Below are 18,029 nucleotides of genomic sequence, written 5' to 3' on the forward strand. Positions count from 1 at the left end.
CAATATAATTAAGGGAACCTCAATCGGGTTCCCTTTTGTGTTTTCTGGCGTTATTAAATAAGCATATAAAATGAGGAATATGTATGCACAAATTTAACGCTGATCTTTCAGATATTATTAATGAATACGCTTATAAACCACTTCAAATCGGAAAGAATGACTGCAATATTTTCTTTGCGGATTATCTAGATCTGGTTAAAGAAACAGACTTTAAATCCAAGCTTCAAGATAATTATACAACCATCCCTCAAGGCTTGAAGATTTGCAAAAAACTTACTGGTTTTAATTCAGTGTATGAAGCCGCACTGAAATATTTCGTTCCAGCCGAAGAAGTTCAGCATGGTTCAGTTCTTCTAGCCCTAAGAAAAATAAAAACAAGAGATTATTATTCAGCAACCGTAGTTTTTGGCAATCAAGCACTTATTGAAGAGAATAACATCTACGTACTTAAAGATGTTGCTGACATTGATTACGACTTCATCTTTAATAAGGAATAAACTATGGCTGTTATTGCTATTGCTGCAATCATTGCAGGTGCTTCTGCTGCCGCAGCCGCTTATGCCGCTGGTATTGCTATTGCCGTCGCTATCGGTATCGGTGTGGCTGTTGCTGCTGTTACGGCTGTAATGACCTCTGTAGCTATGAACCAAGCCCTGCCTCAGTTCAGTTCACCTGACCCGGGGAGCTCACTAGGTACAACTACAGACCCAACTACAGTACTACCTGTTGTATATGGACAGCAGCGTGCAGGTTCAATCAACGTTTTCAAAGCTGTTGCTATCAGTGACCCAACCTATCTAGTACAGATTTTTGCATTCTCAGAAGGTGAAATTGACTGCTTCAAGAATTTATACCTTGATAACAAAAAAATCCTTGTAGACGGTAAAGAACACAGAGATGGTGTTGTTACAAAAATCGACATTAAGCCAGCTTATCGCGATTACGTAGAAGTTGAGTTTTCTACTGGTAAATCAACTGGTCGCACTCTAACTCTGGCTCAGAAGTATATGGGTAAGGACGCTCAGACAGGTTGGCCTGACAACGCCACAGGTAACGGTGTTGCTACAGCTTGCGTTGTTATGCGTAAAACTAACAACGTTCTAGCTAATGGTGCTGATATCCTTCAGCCTAATAGTAACTGTACTGTAGACATGTCTGGTCTGATGATTACCGATCTGACCGATGGTGTTCGTAGAGCTTCAGATAATGGTCCCTCTCAGATGGTTGATTACATGCTCAATGAGCGTTATGGCCTAGGTGTGCCTTTTGAGCAGCTTGATCTTGATAGTTTCAAAGTTGCTGCCGCCTATGCAAAGAGCAACTCATTTACTTCAAATGGTTCTTTAGACCCTAACTCAACTTTTAAAGAGAACTTAACACAACTAGCTGGTGCATTTGGCGGACTCATTTTCCAGAGTTTCGGACAAGTTACTTGCCGTATTGATGGTCCGGGTGTTGTTCAGTATGAATTCAACGAAGACAATATTTCTGCGAGTTCAATAACTTTAAAGACTGGTGAGTCTGCACAGTACTTTAATACAATCAATGCTAAGTACCAAAATCCAGCAATTGATTATTCAGAAGAAATTCTTCGTTATCCTTCTGACATTACAAATGACCCGATTATCACTAGAGATAAACGTATCATCTCCAAAGATATCGAGTATCGTTTTGTTAAGAATAAGAAACAGATGGATTTCTTAGCATCAATTGAACGTAATAAATCCACACTATCAAAGTCATTAAGTTTTAACACTGTGGATGCTTACACAATCCAAGTTTGGGATGTAATCAGAGTTAATATTCCTGAATTGATGATCTCAAATCAGTTGTGGCGTGTTAACAAAATAGATCGTTCATTGGAAAAAGGTGCGGCTGGTATGGTTAACATCCAGTGTACTGAGTATATCTCTGAAGTTTATACTGACCTTGATTATGCTCTCAATCCAAATAATACTGCGTCAAACATTCCTGATTTCAATGTTCTTCAAGCTCCAACCAATTTAGAGATTCAGTCTATTGGTGACACAGCAGGTGGACGCAATGTTAAACTTTCATGGTTAGCAGATGATGATTACAACCGTTACGGATTTGTCGTCCAGTATAAAGTTTCAGGAAGTTCTGATTGGGTTGCTGTAGGTACTACTTCTGGTAAGTTCTATATCATCAATAATCTTGATGCAACTTTGAAGTACGATTTTCGTATTTGCGCTTTAGGTCTAATTGCTCGTTCAGAATGGGTTGAGATTCTTAATTCAATGCCTGAAGTAACTTATACACTACCATCAGTGACTGGTCTGGTTCTTACTAATGCACTTGAGAATGCTACAACAACTCAAGAGCGTGAATTCCGATTTGCATGGAATGACCAATCTATGTTGAAAGTTCAAGTGTCTGGTGAACAACGTACTTTCCAAGAAATTTTCCAGTACTACGAAATTACTGTTACTGGACTCAATGGAAAAACTCTTGTTGAACGTACTCGCGATCTTAGCTATGTGTTCACTTTTGAGAAAAACATCAATATAGGCCTTACTCGTCAGATTAGGATGTCGATTGTTGCTGTTGGATATAACGGTACCCGTTCGGCACCAACACAGTTGGTTGTTCGAAATAACCAAGCACCTGCAATCCAAGGCTTTAGTGCTTCAGGTGGTTTCGGTTCTATCTTCTGCTCTTGGGATGATATGGTAATCCAAACTATACCTGACTTTGCAGGTACTGCCGTTCAAGTTGCTTCTGACCAGAACTTTACACAGAACGTCCAAGTGTTCAATACCTCAGATTATTACTTGTTCAACTTCAAGATTGATGATGGTAATTGGTATGTTAAAGCCGGGTGGTACGATGTATTCGGTCAAGATGATATGGTCTGGTCTCAGCCTTACTATGTCCAGATGAAGTCTAAAATTGACTGGAATGATCAGGATCAACAGCAGCTTGAGGACCTACTAAATCTACCTTCTAAGCTTGATTCAGCAATTGATAATGCAGTAGAACTTGCCGATTCCAATGCTGATACCAAGGTAGAGGCAATGCATAAGTTGATTACAACTGAAACCGGTGACACGGTGGACGCTTCAATCAAAACATTGCATACCACTATTACCTCTGAAACCGAAGGTGCCATCGCTCAGTCTGTGACTCAGGTTCAGTCTGACTACAATGGCAAGTTTGGTAAAACTGATGCAAGAATCACCTCAGTTGAAAAGACACAAGCTGATGATCGCAAAGCTGTTGCAACTCAGCTTAGCCAGGTTAAAGCAGAGCTTGGTAATGATATTGCCGCAGTCAGTACCCAGTCTCAGGCTCAGGTTGACAGACTCTCAGGTAAAATTGATGCTTCTTGGGCGGTCACTGCTTCGGCTAATGGCGTAATAGCAGGTATTAGTCTTCTGGCTTCAGGTACATCCAAAACATCTGCAATCATATTCAATGCAGATAAAATCAGTATTACCACTGGTTCAGATCCTAGCAGAGCAAGAATTCCATTCCAAGTAATGGATAATCTAGTTTATCTAGATACCGCGATGATTAGAGATGCATCTATTGGTACAGCTAAAATTAATGATGCGGCAATCACCAATGCCAAAATTGCTAATGCTTCTATCAATAATGCAAAAATTCAGGACGCAGCTATTACTAATGCCAAAATTGGTGATGCAGAAATCACGACAGCTAAAATAGCTCGTGAAATTGCTTCAGATACTTGGTACTCAAGTGGTGGAACAATTGGCTGGCGAATTAACCGCGATGGCAATGCAAGCTTCCAAAACGTATCTGTTCGTGGAACCGTAGCAGCCGAAAATGGTTACTTCAACAATGGCACTTTCACTAATTGTACAATTACCGAAAATTGTACAATTAACGGTACCCTTAGAGCTAACCAGATTATTGGTAACGTAATGGACGGCGGTGCATTCTCTTGGACAGGAGTTAATACCAATGCTTACACGTTCGTTCGTTATGGCGGCAATCCTATGGGCCCTATGCGTGTTTATGGCACTATTGATATTGCTAGGGGTGGTAACCACACTTATGGGGGAATTCGTTATAACACAACAGGGGGCAACTACATGACAACTGGAAGTACTGTAATTAACGTTGTAGTCAATCAAGGCGAATCAGTCTACTGGCAGTTAGCAGCAGGTGAATTAAACCAAGCTCAACGTCACTCAACTTCTTTTAGCGTCATGTTAACAGCTGCCCCAATCAATACTGCTTTTAGTTTGGGTTAATCTAGAAGAGGGGCTTCGGCCCCTATAAGGAAAACTATAATGGGTGGAGCCGAGTGGATCGCATTAGCTACTTTGGTCTTTGGTGGTTTCACTTGGTTAATTTCAATCTGGGCAAAACGGAAGGAGAAGTCTGAAACACTGGAAGAAAAAGTAGAGACAATTGAAAATACTATTGCTCTAAGAGTTCAGAAAGTAGATTCAGAAATAGCCAATCAGAGCCATCTTGCACAGAAGATTGAATTATTAATCAGTGACCACAAAGAGACAAAAGAGAGGTTGAGAAAATTGGAGATAGATATAGTTACATTGAAAACAAAGATGGATATATATCATGCTTCTAAAAACAACACTTCTTAAAGACTACAAACAAGAATTATTTCAGCTTCAAAGCGGTCGGTGTGCATTAACTGGACTTAGTCTCACCGACTTTAATAGTTCTCACCTTGATCATGACCATGAACTTGATGGTAATAAAGCTGGAAGATGTAGAGGACTGCTTCATCCATTAGTGAATGTTCTCGAAGGAAGAATAAAGCATCAGTTTAATAGATCTGGTTTAAAGGGTGAAATTAATTACATTGAATTCTTGAAATATCTTACCAATTATCTTCAACAAGATTACACAGAAAATCCTATTCACCCACGTTTTATTACAGATAGTGCACAAAGATTTTCTCGGTTGACTGTTAAAGAAATGAAGTCACAGCTCCTTGATTTTGGCCTAGATTGTTCAGGAACCAGGGCTGTACTTATTAAAAAGTACAAAAAATATCTGAGACAGACTCATGAAAATAGCAGAGAGATTATCGCTTAAAAACATTCTCAAAGCCGCAGTTGTGGCAGTGGTTCTTTACAATATGGTACTAGTCCCTTTATCACCCTTAGTAGGTGTTAATCTACCTGTACTCGTTATCGATGAAGCAACTAAAACTATTCTTTTCCTATCAACCTTGGGGTAATAATGGCAACTTCAGCAGCAGGTGCTAAACGTGATCTTGAAAAATGGAGACTAAAAGAGACAGATAGTTTCTCGAAAAGAGTAACTAAAGCTTCTAAGCTTGCTTCCGTTGAACTTCAACGTGATATTAACCGAAAAATTGATAGGCCAACTAAATTCACTCAGAATGCAGTTGGTTTCAACTTTAAAATTGATAAATTCGGAACTAAAAACAGAATCTATATCAAAGACATTCAATCTAACTATCTTAGTAAACTAATAGATGATAATCAGAATTTTGGTAAATTTGTTCCTGTTCCCGGCAAAGTCAACCAGTTCGGTAACATCCCTAACTTGAAAACTCGAAGAGGACTTGAGCCAGTGACTCAAAATCATAATGGTCATAAACGTACAATTCTGATAAAGAAGTCTGCTAAGACTGCTAATAAAATTGTTGCAATCTACAAACCTGATCAGCATCGTTCTAAGGCACTTGGTTCATGGGCGGAAATCTGTAATCAACTTGAGAAAACTGTGGCACGAGTCTCGGCGTATAAATAAGACTATACAAAGAGGACACAATTATGTACCACAAATTTCCATGTTTCTCGACAGATGAACTTGAACAAATACGAATCAATGGTCATAAGCCCGAGTCAATGACAGAGGCTTATCCATACTATGACGTTAAAGAAAAACGATTCTCTAAAAATTTAGTCAATCAAAATGACTGTTTCTTTGCAAGCACACAGAAATCTAAACCAGTATTCAGATTCCGTAAAGGTCAACAGGTTAACCTCGACTGTCCATTTGGTCTTTACTCAAATGCAGTTTGCTTAGGTGAGCTTGATTTCATGTACAAAGGTTTCCGTATGGTTGGCTATCTCTTTCAATATAATTAAGGTCTATGATGGATATTAACAAAATGATGGAGACACTGGCTCCTAAAAAATCACCAGTTGAAATTGCAGGATTCCAGTTTTATGCTCGCCCGATGACAGTACAAGAATTCAGTTCTCATATTAATAACCCTAAGAAAAATGATCGTGATGACCTTATGATCCTTCTCTGCATTGAAGATGAAAATGGTAATCCAGTTTTTGAATCACTTGAACAGGTTAAAGCCTTATATACCAATGTTCGCTCTGAACTAGCTAATGCTTGTGCTAATGCATCAGTATTCATCGGTCCAACTCAAATTGAACAAGAAGTAAAGTAAACTGGGCTAAACGATTCAAATATGCACAAATGATGCGTCGAGGTCTTACAGAAGAAGAAATCAATAAAATGCCAGTTACTCAATACTGGGAGTTATACATTTTTGATTCTTTCCTTGAACCACAAGGTCCAGCTGTTCAGGACTTACATCAAGCACAGATTGCGCATTCACTTTATATGACAGCACCAGGAATGACTAAAGCTCATGCCGACAAAATTAAGTTGAGCGATTTTATGTTCCAAAAAGATACAGTCTTCCCATCTGAAGAACAGAAAGCCGAACAACAGACTAAGAAGAATGCTATCAAGTCTCAGAATGTGCAAAGTCAGTTTAGTCCAGAACTTATAGCTAAAGCCAAAAAGATGGCTCAAAGGAAAAAAAATGGCTAAGTACGAATTAGAAATTCTTGGTGATAATTCCAAGTTTACTAAAGTCGTATCACAGTCAATGCGTCAATTAGATGAGCTGTCAGCACACACTGGCGGCTTTTTTGATGGCATCAGTTCAAAGGCTTCAAAAGCTACTGGTGCCTTGAATGCACTGACAGGTATGACACCGGGATTACAAGCTCTCGGCGTTGCTGGTGCAGGTGTAGGTCTTGCAATGGCAGCAATCTCAAAGACATCGGATTATGTTAATGGCCTGAATCAAATCAGCACTAACACTGGTGTATCAGTTGAGATGCTTCAAAAACTTCAGAACCAATTCAGAGCGACTGGTCTTGAAGCTGAGAAGTTCGGTGACATGAACAAAGATGCTCTTGATAAGCTTGGTGATTCATTCCGTAATGGCGGTGGTGGTGTTGCTGATGACCTTAAAGAATGGGGTATTGGACTTGAATCATTGACCAAATATGCCGGTGATGCGCAAGGTGGTATTAAAGCTATCATTGATGTTTTCTATCAGATGAAAGCTGCTGGTCGTTCTCAGGCAGAAATTACTAACGTTATGGAAACTATGGCATCTGATTCAAGCCATATGATTACCACACTTGACCAGTTTACTTCATCTACGGAAGCACTTATTGCTATTCAAGGACAGAATGCTTCTATTACAAATCAAACCGCCGCTGAATATAAAGAATTTAAGTCTAACTTAGATACTTTAGGTACGAATCTTCAGGGTCTTGCAGTTAATGTTATTGCACCACTAGTTAAAGAGATTAACGGTCTTTGGGGGGTGTTTAACAAGAAATGGACGGAGACTGAGTTCACTTCGATGTTAAGCCATTTCTTTTATGACGGCGATACAGCTATTGCTAAAGGCCTTCGTAAACTTTCAGATGTTCCAGATGAGGGTTACTCTAATGCCTCTCAAGCGGCAACTGAAAGACTCAAAGGAATGATGGCTGACCTTAAGTCTGATGTTGATATTTCAGTTAAAGAAGCACACGCGACTTCTGAGACAAATAAGAAAATTGCTCAAAAGAACGCTGAAGACGCTAAGAAAGCTTCTGATAAAGCACAAGCTGAAAGAGATAGAGCAGCTGCCAAGGCTAAAGCTTCGCAAGACAAGATCATTGCTGAGCGTACAGCGGCAATGAATACCCTGAATAGTCTCAACAACCAGATGTACTCAGGTCAGGGGCAATCCTTGTCCTCGCAGGCGCAGCAGCTACAGGCCTCTGTAGGCACCCTGAAGAACATGCTTGATAAAGGTTATATTACCCAAGAGCAATATGTTCAGAAGCGTCAGGCACTCATACAGGCATCTCAGGGTCAGTTTAAAGCTATGTTGTTAGGTGCATCGCCTGAGCAATTGACTGAATCAATCACCGCTGTTCAACAGATATACGATAACCAGTCAGCAGACTTAAAAGCTCGTCTAGACAAACGTATGATTGATCAGAAGACCTACAACGATCAGATGCTTGCACTCGAGCAGAATCATCAAGCTCAGATGGATGCGCTAAAAGGTGTTAATGGTCAGCTCCAGAATGCACAGAACATTACTGATCTGGGATTTGGAACAGATCAAGACCAGATGTTAATCCAACAAGCTGCACTTGATAAACAGAAAGAACAGTTTGATGCAAACAATCAGGCAATGGCTCAAGCTGGTATCATTACCCATCAGCAGTATCTTGATCAGAAAGCCAGACTAGACCAAGCTTACTCCTTGAAGTCTCAGCAGATTTCAATGACTGAAGTTCAGACGAAACTAGGGCTGTATAATTCAATGGCCGGTTCAATGTCTAATATAGTTTCTGGTCTTGCAGGACAGAATTCTAAAGCTGCTAAAGCTGCGTTTGCTGTTTCTAAAGGTACAGCTATTGCAGAAGGTATGCTAAATGCTTACCAGTCCGCATCGAAGGCTATGGCTACTTATCCGGGTCCAGTTGGTTATGCAATGGCTGCATCTTCGTATGCTCAAGTACTCGGTCAAGTAATGTCTATGAAGTCTGTTAACTTAACAGGTATGGCTCATGACGGTATTGATAATGTTCCCTCTGAAGGAACTTGGCTTTTGAACAAAGGTGAACGTGTAGTTGATGACAGGACAAACGGTGACTTGAAGCAGTTCTTGAACAAGCAAGACAAGCAGAGTGAAGCACCAATAACTGTCCATGCTCCGCTGACTATCCAAGGTTCGGTAAGTAACAGAGATACTGAAGTGCTTGAAGCCATCAAGAAACATCCGAGCGCAGTTGCTCTCATGGTTCAAGATGCCAATAGACGTAGAATGTAAAAAGGGCCGCAAGGCCCTTTAATTAATCTAGGAGTTTTACTAAGCTCAAATTGAAAAAATCATCATAAACAACATCGCGAGTTTCATAGTAAAGATCACTTAGTTTTTGACACTGTTCCTTGCCCTCAAATGACCAACAAAGCGCATTCAAAATCATCATTGAAAGAAATGCACCATATTCCTTGTTAGTTAAATCCCCCTCAGATTGATTCATTAGGTTCTGCACATGATAAATTTTCTCTGTTGAAGGATAATAGATGAATCCCTTAGAACTCTTGGAATATTCCTCCCATTTTTCCATTGGGCTGTGCATGTAGTCTTTCGAGAACTTAATCGCATTTAAGTGCCATAGCCTTTCAATTCTTTGAACTTCCTCAAGCTTAAACCCTATCTCAAAGAAACATTCAAATCCTTTCATTTTTTTTCCCCGTAGAAAAAGAATGATGAACCTTTATTGTTGACTTTTTTACAGGCTACCAGAACTTCATTAAGAAAAAGTTCCGTTCTCATTCCATTTTTACCATATCTTGTTTTCTCAACAACAACAGCAGTGTTGTCGAAACGAATTTCGTCAAATCTTTCCTGTTGTACCGCAAGTGAAGGTTTCATGCTATCTCCTTGATTTGATGGAGATAAAAAACTAAACTGCGGGTGAGTGGATGTACAACAGATTGTGATGCTGATTTAGGGCCACAGAGAACGATCGTGGTGTGTCAGAATTTAAAGACAATAGGTAATAAAAAAGGACTCCGAGAAGTCCTTAGATTATCATTGGGGTGATCTGGTTATTGAACGATACGAAAGTCTGTTACGCCTTCTGCTTTTTTGGCTTTAATCATCTCAATAAGCTCTTTCTTCTTTTCAACTCTGAAAATTTTGAACAATCCTTGAACTTCTGGAGTGGTTCTTCCACCTGAAGATAATTCATAGTCCTTACCTTTGTATATGAATGCAATTTTTTCAGATGGTTTTCTGTTCTGCTTAGGCTTCTCAGTTTCTTGTTTCTTGCCAGTTAAATCGTCTAATGATATTCCTGCTTCTCTGAGAATCTCTTTAGCTTTCTCTATAGCTTCTAGCTTCTTTTGTTCTTTGATGCTTTCAAGGTGTTTTTGAAGTGCAGCTACGTACTTTTCAGCAGATTCGAATGGAAGGGAATCAATGTAGCTCTTTGTTGTTTCTAAGTTAATGGTCATTCTTTACTCCATCTGTTGTTTAGGGAGCAATTATTAACTATCTTGTTTACGAGTTACACAGTTACTTTGATTTCATAGGAGTTTTTAGTGGTTAATTTTCATCCTAAGTTATTGACAGGTATTGAAAACCCATTTTTACCTTATGTAAAAAAATCACGTGATTTTTTTGCGGGCATCCGTGATGTGGTCGGCGGCCGTTCCGGCGCGTATGAGAAAGAGCTGCGTAAAGCACGCGAGATTGCGTTTGAAGAGCTGGAAGAACAGGCAAAAGCGCTGGGTGCCAACGCGGTGGTCGGTATTGATATCGATTACGAAACGGTCGGCAAAGATGGCAGCATGCTGATGGTCAGCGTCAGCGGCACGGCAGTGATCATTCGTTGAAACGCGGGCTGTTGCTGATACTGGCACTGCTGCTGGCGGGCTGCCACTCCGGGATAGAATCCCGTGACGGCTACTGGGCCGATCTGCGGCATCCCGCGCAGGGGGCGCGACCGCGGGTTAAGGTGATTGTCATCCACTATACCGCCGAAGATTTTTCTTCGTCGCTGGCGACCCTCACCGATCGGGAGGTCAGCGTCCATTATCTGATCCCCCGTCAGCCGCCTCAGCGCGCCGGCAAAGGCATTGTCTGGCAGCTGGTGCCGGAGCAGCAACTTGCCTGGCATGCCGGGCCCAGTTTCTGGCGCGGAGCCAGTCGCATCAACGACACCTCGATTGGCATTGAGCTGGTGAACCGGGGATATCGCCGCACCCTGACCGGTCTTGAATGGCAGCCCTTTACCGCCGCGCAGATCATCACGCTGGAGGCTCTGGTGCGTGATATTGCACAGCGCTACGGCATCCCACCGGAAAATATTGTCGGTCACAGCGATATCGCGCCGCAGCGCAAGCAGGATCCGGGTCCACTTTTCCCGTGGCACCAGCTGGCGCAGCGCGGACTGGGCGCATGGCCTGATGCCGGACGGGTGCAGTTTTATTTAGCGGGTCAGGATCCACACGCACAGGTGCCGGTGCAGCCACTCATGGAAAACCTGCAGCGCTTCGGTTATGCGGCGACGGCGGAGATGAGTAAGCGTGAGCAGCAGAAAGTGATTGCCGCGTTTCAGATGCACTTCCGGCCTGCGGATTATCGCGGTCAGCCCGATGCCGAAACCGCCGCGATAGCTGCCGCGCTACTGGAGAAGTATGGCGCGGCGGAATAGCGGATTACTGTTGCAGAAACGCTTTCCAGTGGGCGACAACCTGCTCCAGTGCCGCACGATCAGTATCCAGATGGGTGACCAGCCGGGTACGTGTCCCCACGCTGATTAACACGTCGCGCGCTTTCATCCACTCGCCTAATGGTTTGACCTGAGCTTCCGGCACCGCCACAAACAGCATGTTGGTCTGTTGATCGATAACGCTCACGCCCAGCTCATGCAGCTGCTGTCCCAGCCAGGCAGCATTGTCATGATCCTCCTGGAGTCGCGTCACGTTGTGTTCCAATGCGTAGAGACCTGCCGCCGCGAGAATACCGGCCTGACGCATGCCGCCACCGGTCATTTTACGCCAGCGACGGGCGCGCTCAATCAGGGCTGTATCGCCACATAGCAGTGAACCCACCGGTGTGCCCAGGCCTTTTGAGAGACAGATGGTCAGGGTGTCGCAATAGCGGGCCATCGCAGCCAGCGTGGTTTTTTGCGCCACCACCGCATTGAAAATACGTGCGCCATCAATGTGCAGCGCCAGCTTATGCTCACGGGTAAAAGTCCACGCCTGTTCCAGATACGCCAGCGGCAGGACTTTACCATGATGGGTGTTTTCCAGACTCAGCAGGCGGGTGCGGGCGAAGTGAATATCGTCCGGCTTGATGGCAGCCGCCACCACGTCGAGCGGCAGAGTGCCATCGTCGGCGGGCAGCACCGGTTGAGGCTGAATGCTCCCCAGCACCGCCGCGCCACCTGCTTCATACTTGTAGTTGTGCGCCTGCTGACCGACGATATATTCATCGCCGCGTTCGCAGTGGCTGAGCAATGCCACCAGATTTGCCTGAGTGCCGGTAGGGAAAAACAGCGCTGCTGCTTTGCCGCTTAATCGTGCGGCTTCTGCTTCCAGCGCATTGACGGTAGGATCGTCACGGTAGACATCATCGCCGGTTTCGGCAGACATCATCGCGTTTAGCATGGCGGCGCTGGGCCGGGTCACGGTATCACTGCGTAAATCGATCACCTTATGCTCCTGGATGTGGCGGAAGAGAAAAAAAAGGCGGGCATCGCGCCCGCCTGGATGGAACCTCTGTTTTACCGTAGCCAGTTGGTTTTCGCCAGTTCTACCACCTCGTCACCGCGACCATTCATGATGGCGCGCAGCATGTAGAGACTGAAGCCTTTGGCCTGCTCCATTTTGATCTGCGGCGGCATTGCCAGCTCCTCTTTGGCGGTAATCACATCCACCAGAACCGGGCCATCGTGGGCAAATGCCTGCTCCAGCGCACCATTGAGTTCAGAGGCCTTTTCCACCCGGATACCCCGGATGCCACAGGCCTGGGCGATAGCGGCAAAGTCAGGATTTTCCAGCTCGGTGCCGTCGGTAAGATAGCCGCCCGCTTTCATCTCCATCGCCACAAAGCCCAGCACGCTGTTGTTGAAAATCACCAGTTTCACCGGCATTTTCAGCTGCGCCAGCGAGATAAAATCACCCATCAGCATGCTGAAGCCGCCGTCGCCGCACAGCGCGACAACCTGACGATTGCGATCGATCGACTGCGCACCCAGCGCCTGTGGCATCGCATTCGCCATCGAGCCGTGGTTAAACGAACCCAGCAGGCGACGTCGGCCGTTCATCTTCAGATAGCGCGCCGCCCACACGGTTGGGGTGCCGACATCGCAGGTAAAAATAGCGTCATCGCTGGCGTAGTGACTGATCTGCTGTGCCAGATATTGCGGATGAATTGGCTGTTTGTCGTTGGGCTGCGCCAGTTCGTCGAGACTTTTGCGCGCCTCGCCATAGTGTTTAACCGCACTGTCGAGATGTTTGCGATCGCTTTTGGTCGTCAGTTGCGGTAGCAGCGCCTGCAGCGTGCTTTTCACATCGCCGACATACGCTTCATCGACATGACAATGCGATCCCAGGCTGCCCGGGTTGATGTCAATCTGAATGATCTTCGCGTTTTCCGGATAGAATGCGCGATAGGGGAATTGTGTGCCCAGCAATACCAGCGTCCCGGCATTCATCATGGCGTGGAAGCCGGATGAGAAACCGATCAGACCGGTCATGCCAACATCATAAGGGTTGTCATATTCGATGTGTTCTTTGCCACGCAGCGCATGCACAATTGGCGCTTTAAGCGCTTCTGCCAGCGCCACCACCTCCTGATGCGCACCGGCACAGCCACTGCCACACAGCAGCGTGATGTCAGAGGCGTCGTTCAGCGTCTGTGCCAGCCGGGTCAGTTCGGCTGGCTGAGGCAGGACCTGCGGCAACTGCGGTGGATACCACTCAGTGCGGGCGCTTTCTGGCGCCAGTTTCAGGGCGATATCACCCGGCAGCACCACGACTGAGACACCGCGATTGAGAATGGCTTTGCGCATCGCGATGCCCAGCACCTGCGGTAACTGCTCAGGATTCGAGACCAGCTCACAGTAGTGGCTGCATTCGCGGAACAGCTCCTGGGGATGAGTTTCCTGGAAATAACCGCTGCCGATTTCGCTGGAGGGAATGTGTGCCGCAATCGCCAGCACCGGGACGCGGTTACGATGGCAGTCGAACAAGCCGTTGATGAGGTGTAAGTTGCCTGGTCCGCAGGAGCCGGCGCAGACCGCCAGTTCGCCGCTGATGTGCGCTTCCGCACCCGCCGCAAAGGCGGCGACCTCTTCATGGCGTGTCGGCATCCATTCAATAGTGCCCATGCGATTCAGGCTATCGCTCAGGCCGTTAAGGGAATCTCCGGTGACGCCCCAGATGCGTTTTACGCCCGCGCTTTCCAGCGTTTTGGCGACCAGCGCCGCCACGGTTTGTTTCATGATCTTCTCCTTTGTCGGCCCGCCATGAAGAGTGACGTGACCAGAATCGAAAAAAGAAGCGTAGACGACACGGCAGAAAAGCAGGCGTGAAAAAATGCGCTGGCAGAGCTCAGCACATCTCAGACCGAATTCAGGCAGAGAAGAGGGCGATCAGAATCGGGGCCAGCAGGCTCATCACAAAACCGTGCACAATAGCGGCAGGGACAATCTCGTTGCCGCCCGCCCGCTGCAGTACCGGCAGGGTAAAGTCCATTGAGGTGGCACCGCACAGCCCCAGCGCGCTGGAACGATGACGGCCAATCAGCGCGGGGATCAGCATGATTGCGACCAGTTCACGCACCAGATCGTTGAAGAAGGCGGCGCTGCCAATGACCGGGCCAAAAGCTTCGGTCATCAATATGCCAGAGAGAGAGTACCAGCCAAAGCCGCTGGCTAGCGCCAGACCGGTTTTTAGCGGAACACCCAGCAGTAATGCCGCGATCATGCCACCTGCCAGCGCGCTGACCAGCACCACACTGGCAACCAGCAGACCGCGACGGTTCAGGATAATCTGACGCAGAGTCATTCCACTGCCGCGCAGCTGAATCCCCACGAGGAACAGCAGGAAGATCAGCGCATATTCACTGGCCGTCGAGGCGTGGTGCAGCAGTGACCACTGGGTCAGACCTAGCAGAAAACCGATGACAACCACGCCACATAGCTTCAGCGAGTCCAGTGCCATATGCAGCCGCGAGGGAAGCTTCTCCTGCCGGTGCGCATGCTGCCACGGTGCATATTTCTCCAGCCCGCGCAACGCCAGTACATTGCACAGCAGAATGCAGAACGCCGCCACCAGAGCCGTATGAAAAACGGCCAGCAGATTGCTGCTCAGGTTGTCGAGAAAGGCCAGGCTGATGCCCATAAAGAACAGAATGACGTAAACCATCCAGCCCAGCAGTTGATTTACCCGACGCAGGGTGGCGGTTTTACGGAAGGGTAACAGCCAGCCTGCGATTAGCGGCAGCAGAATAATCAGAAGTCCGGAGTACATATCATTGCCATCCCTGGAAGAAGAGGTCACACGCTAGCGAAAAAGCGTAACGGAGTAAACCCTGATAAAGCGGCTTGACCGGCGCGCGGGCGACAACCATGCTGTCTATAAACTGAGGATGGACGCCTATGATTCTGGAACATATCGACATTCGCGGCTTCCGCGGTATCAATAAGCTCTCACTGCCTTTAACGCACACCACTCTGCTGATTGGTGAGAATGCCTGGGGTAAATCCAGCCTGCTGGATGTCATGAGCCTGCTGCTCTCTCCTCATGAACCGGCCTATGTTTTTACTGAGGCGGATTTCCATTTTACACCGGGTGATGTGACCGATCCGATGCGCCGTATTTCAGTGGTGTTCCACTTTCGGGATGACGGAAGCGATCCGGACGCGGTGCTCTCGACCTTCTGGCAGCGTGATGCGCAGGGCCAGCGTCGGCTTTATTACAGCGTCAGCGCCACCTGGCGTGACGGCGGCATCGACACCCGTCGCCGTTTCGTTGACGTGAATGCCCAGCTGTTGCCTGAGCAGAACTGTGCGGACGCAATCGACCTGTTGCTGACGCGTTATCCGGTATTGCGGTTGCGCGACGCGCGTTTCAGCAAGCGAACGCGGAACCGTGCGCCCGTGACCGGTCCCCATCCTGAGCTGCTGGCAGGCATGGAGACGCTGGCGCGCGATCTGGAGCAACATCCTCAGCAACTCAGCGATGAGGTGCTGAGACAGGGCCTGAAGACGATGCAGCAATTGATGCAGCACTATTTTCTGGTGCAACCGCCTGGCGCAGGCAGTGAGGCCCGGTCACGGGATCCGCAGATGCGCGATGGGGTGCAGGGATGGCGGGCGCTGGATCATCTGAATCAGCTGATTGCCGGAACTGACTCCCGCAGCCGTCAGCTGATTTTGCTGCAGATGTTTACCCTGTTGATCGAAGCACGAGGCGACGTTCCGCTAGCTGCCGGTGCGCGGCCGCTGCTGCTGATTGAAGATCCGGAAACCCGCCTGCATCCGATTATGCTGTCCGTGGCCTGGAACCTGCTGAAGCTGCTGCCGCTACAGAAAATCGTCACGACCAATTCAGCTGAACTGCTGTCGCAGGTGCCGGTAGAAAACGTCTGCCGTCTGGTGCGTCAGTCCTCACGCGTAGCAGCCTGGCGCATCGGTCCGGAAGGTCTGAGTGCCGAAGAGAGTCGGCGTATCGGCTTTCATATTCGCGTCAATCGACCGGCGGCCCTGTTTGCCCGTTGCTGGCTGCTGGTCGAAGGTGAAACCGAGGTCTGGATTATGAATGAGCTGGCGCAGCAGTGTGGTTACAACTTCGCGGCGGAAGGGGTGAAAGTGATTGAGTTTGCGCAATCGGGCCTGAAGCCGCTGCTGAAATTTGCCCGACGCATGGGGATCGCCTGGCACGTGCTGACAGATGGCGATCAGGCGGGTAATAAATATGCCAGCACGGCGCGCACGCAGTTACAGCCGGGTGATCCTGAGCCGCGTTTTCAGACGCAGTTACCCGCGCTGGATATGGAAAACTTTCTCTATCACCAGGGGTTTCAGGATGTTTATCATCAAATGGCGCACCTGCCGTTAAACGCGCCGATGAGTTCCAGGCGTATTATTACCAAAGCGATTCACCAGAGCTCCAAGCCGGAACTGGCGATCGCAGTGGCGACATCGGCGGCGGAACGCGGGCCGGAAGCCATCCCGCCGTTAATGCGGCAGATGTTTGCCCGGGTGATTGGGCTGGCGCAGGGTCAGGCGGACTAAGCCTGTCAAACATGGCCTGTCAAAAATGAAAAATGCCAGCGGCACTGGCTGGCATTTTTAGGGCTCTGTACAGAGGTGGGTTCAGTATCAGGCCACGGCCTGTACCTCAACAACCGGCACGATGAGGCTGGCGTGATTGCCTTTCGGACCTTCATGCACATCGAACTGAACCTGCTGGCCTGCCTTTAGCGTTCGGTAGCCTTCCATCTGAATGGTGGAGTAGTGCGCAAAAATATCTTCGCCACCACCAACCGGACAGATAAAGCCAAAGCCTTTGGAATTATTGAACCATTTAACGGTGCCCGTCTCCATGCTTTTACTTCCCTCGCAAGACATTTTATAAGTAGGTGAGGTCTTTGAAGCTGTGAGTCGGATTTGATTAAAACTCAATCAGCCTGTGCAGGTAGAATGTAGAGAAAGCGCCGCTGGCGTCAAGCAAACCACCGGGCCGGATGGGGAAAAAATCATCAAAATTTGAGGCAGTTAACGCTATTGCAAATTTTGTGATGCAGGTCGCGCAAGGTTATTTCTGAATAAATTTTCAGCAGCGGCCCGCAGCTTGACAGACATGTTAAACTCTCAACATGTAGCCACTTAAAGGCTAAAAGCAAAATCTCAACGGAACACTATGGCAAACACAAACGACTGGCTTAACTTTGAACATCTGGCCGAAGACAAAGTACGTGAAGGGTTAAAGCCGCCTTCTATGTATAAAGTCATTCTGAATAATGACGATTATACACCTATGGAATTTGTTATTGACGTCGTGCAAAAGTTCTTTTCTTATGATGTTGAACGTGCAACGCAGCTGATGTTGAAAGTTCACTATCACGGCAAGGCGATCTGTGGTGTATTTACTGCAGAAGTCGCCGAAACAAAAGCGGCCCAGGTGAACAATTATGCGCGGGAAAACCATCATCCGTTGCTGTGTACGCTGGAAAAAGCCTGAGCCCGTCT

Annotated in this window: 19 protein-coding genes and 1 pseudogene; 13 read left to right on the forward strand and 7 right to left on the reverse strand. The window is 46.9% G+C overall.

The features are described from left to right. Nucleotides 1-83 precede the first annotated feature (83 nt). The 9 genes from NP77_RS16615 to NP77_RS16655 all read left to right on the forward strand — a co-directional run bounded on the left by NP77_RS16615 (nucleotide 84) and on the right by NP77_RS16655 (nucleotide 9,082). Nucleotides 84-497: a hypothetical protein gene (locus tag NP77_RS16615; protein WP_039660905.1), complete on the forward strand. Its 414-nt coding sequence runs from the start codon at nucleotides 84-86 to the stop codon at nucleotides 495-497. 3 nt (nucleotides 498-500) lie between these two features. After that, nucleotides 501-4,238: a DUF1983 domain-containing protein gene (locus tag NP77_RS16620; RefSeq protein WP_052250656.1), complete on the forward strand. Its 3,738-nt coding sequence runs from the start codon at nucleotides 501-503 to the stop codon at nucleotides 4,236-4,238. Nucleotides 4,239-4,277: 39 nt separating this feature from the next. Further along, nucleotides 4,278-4,595, forward strand: a complete 318-nt coding sequence (locus NP77_RS16625; protein ID WP_039660907.1) for a hypothetical protein — start codon at nucleotides 4,278-4,280, stop codon at nucleotides 4,593-4,595. Continuing rightward, nucleotides 4,570-5,052 carry an endonuclease domain-containing protein gene (locus NP77_RS23075; protein ID WP_039660908.1) on the forward strand — a complete coding sequence of 161 codons (483 nt, stop codon included), beginning with the start codon at nucleotides 4,570-4,572 and terminating at the stop codon, nucleotides 5,050-5,052. The genes NP77_RS16625 and NP77_RS23075 overlap by 26 nt, the downstream gene beginning before the upstream one ends. Before the next feature lie 147 nt (nucleotides 5,053-5,199). Continuing rightward, nucleotides 5,200-5,736 carry a hypothetical protein gene (locus tag NP77_RS16635; RefSeq protein ID WP_039660909.1) on the forward strand — a complete coding sequence of 179 codons (537 nt, stop codon included), beginning with the start codon at nucleotides 5,200-5,202 and terminating at the stop codon, nucleotides 5,734-5,736. Between the two features lie 23 nt (nucleotides 5,737-5,759). Then, complete coding sequence (locus tag NP77_RS16640) at nucleotides 5,760-6,077, forward strand: hypothetical protein (protein WP_039660911.1); 318 nt, start codon at nucleotides 5,760-5,762, stop codon at nucleotides 6,075-6,077. 23 nt (nucleotides 6,078-6,100) lie between these two features. Next, nucleotides 6,101-6,394, forward strand: a complete 294-nt coding sequence (locus tag NP77_RS16645; protein ID WP_231572338.1) for a cytochrome — start codon at nucleotides 6,101-6,103, stop codon at nucleotides 6,392-6,394. A 29-nt stretch (nucleotides 6,395-6,423) separates the two neighbouring features. Continuing rightward, nucleotides 6,424-6,783, forward strand: a complete 360-nt coding sequence (locus tag NP77_RS22625) for a DUF4035 domain-containing protein (RefSeq protein ID WP_156137301.1) — start codon at nucleotides 6,424-6,426, stop codon at nucleotides 6,781-6,783. Beyond that, nucleotides 6,776-9,082: a hypothetical protein gene (locus NP77_RS16655; protein WP_039660914.1), complete on the forward strand. Its 2,307-nt coding sequence runs from the start codon at nucleotides 6,776-6,778 to the stop codon at nucleotides 9,080-9,082. The genes NP77_RS22625 and NP77_RS16655 overlap by 8 nt, the downstream gene beginning before the upstream one ends. Before the next feature lie 22 nt (nucleotides 9,083-9,104). Here NP77_RS16655 and NP77_RS16660 read toward each other — a convergent pair whose 3' ends face one another. From NP77_RS16660 to NP77_RS16670, 3 genes are all read right to left on the reverse strand, one after another. Further along, entirely contained in the window at nucleotides 9,105-9,500 is a 396-nt protein-coding gene (locus NP77_RS16660) for a hypothetical protein (RefSeq protein ID WP_039660915.1), read from the reverse strand. After that, nucleotides 9,497-9,691 (reverse strand): hypothetical protein, encoded by a 195-nt coding sequence (locus tag NP77_RS16665; RefSeq protein ID WP_039660917.1) that lies wholly within the window; start codon nucleotides 9,689-9,691, stop codon nucleotides 9,497-9,499. Before NP77_RS16665 ends, NP77_RS16660 begins: the two co-directional genes overlap by 4 nt. A 176-nt stretch (nucleotides 9,692-9,867) precedes the next feature. Then, nucleotides 9,868-10,275 carry an H-NS family nucleoid-associated regulatory protein gene (locus tag NP77_RS16670; protein WP_039660918.1) on the reverse strand — a complete coding sequence of 136 codons (408 nt, stop codon included), beginning with the start codon at nucleotides 10,273-10,275 and terminating at the stop codon, nucleotides 9,868-9,870. Nucleotides 10,276-10,431: 156 nt separating this feature from the next. On the opposite strand from NP77_RS16670, the pseudogene NP77_RS16675 reads away from it, so the two are divergent. Both NP77_RS16675 and NP77_RS16680 read left to right on the forward strand, forming a co-directional pair. Then, a pseudogene (locus NP77_RS16675) lies at nucleotides 10,432-10,656 on the forward strand (heavy metal-binding domain-containing protein); the annotation flags it as partial. Then, complete coding sequence (locus tag NP77_RS16680) at nucleotides 10,653-11,477, forward strand: N-acetylmuramoyl-L-alanine amidase (RefSeq protein ID WP_039660920.1); 825 nt, start codon at nucleotides 10,653-10,655, stop codon at nucleotides 11,475-11,477. The pseudogene NP77_RS16675 and the gene NP77_RS16680, both read left to right, overlap by 4 nt. 4 nt (nucleotides 11,478-11,481) lie before the next feature. Here NP77_RS16680 and ltaE read toward each other — a convergent pair whose 3' ends face one another. The 3 genes from ltaE to NP77_RS16695 form a co-directional block, all read right to left on the reverse strand. Beyond that, nucleotides 11,482-12,483 carry a low-specificity L-threonine aldolase gene (gene ltaE, locus NP77_RS16685; protein WP_039660921.1) on the reverse strand — a complete coding sequence of 334 codons (1,002 nt, stop codon included), beginning with the start codon at nucleotides 12,481-12,483 and terminating at the stop codon, nucleotides 11,482-11,484. A 71-nt stretch (nucleotides 12,484-12,554) separates the two neighbouring features. Beyond that, nucleotides 12,555-14,276: a ubiquinone-dependent pyruvate dehydrogenase gene (gene poxB, locus NP77_RS16690; protein WP_008925834.1), complete on the reverse strand. Its 1,722-nt coding sequence runs from the start codon at nucleotides 14,274-14,276 to the stop codon at nucleotides 12,555-12,557. A 130-nt stretch (nucleotides 14,277-14,406) separates the two neighbouring features. Next, nucleotides 14,407-15,306, reverse strand: coding sequence for a lysine exporter LysO family protein (locus NP77_RS16695; RefSeq protein WP_003849311.1), 900 nt, complete (start codon nucleotides 15,304-15,306; stop codon nucleotides 14,407-14,409). A 128-nt stretch (nucleotides 15,307-15,434) separates the two neighbouring features. Between NP77_RS16695 and NP77_RS16700 the strand changes: the two genes are divergently transcribed. Then, the gene (locus NP77_RS16700) at nucleotides 15,435-17,072 is read left to right on the forward strand and encodes an ATP-dependent endonuclease (protein ID WP_039660924.1); all 1,638 of its coding nucleotides are present in this window, start codon (nucleotides 15,435-15,437) and stop codon (nucleotides 17,070-17,072) included. 87 nt (nucleotides 17,073-17,159) lie between these two features. On the opposite strand, the gene cspD is transcribed toward NP77_RS16700, so the two are convergent. Next, entirely contained in the window at nucleotides 17,160-17,384 is a 225-nt protein-coding gene (gene cspD / locus NP77_RS16705; RefSeq protein WP_003849316.1) for a cold shock-like protein CspD, read from the reverse strand. Nucleotides 17,385-17,700: 316 nt separating this feature from the next. Here cspD and clpS point away from each other — a divergent pair, with 316 nt between their 5' ends. Next, nucleotides 17,701-18,021, forward strand: coding sequence for an ATP-dependent Clp protease adapter ClpS (clpS, locus tag NP77_RS16710; protein WP_003849318.1), 321 nt, complete (start codon nucleotides 17,701-17,703; stop codon nucleotides 18,019-18,021). The last annotated feature ends 8 nt before the right edge of the window (nucleotides 18,022-18,029 follow it).

Origin of the sequence: Pantoea sp. MBLJ3, from assembly GCF_000816655.1 — a bacterium.
GTDB lineage: Bacteria > Pseudomonadota > Gammaproteobacteria > Enterobacterales > Enterobacteriaceae > Pantoea > Pantoea eucalypti.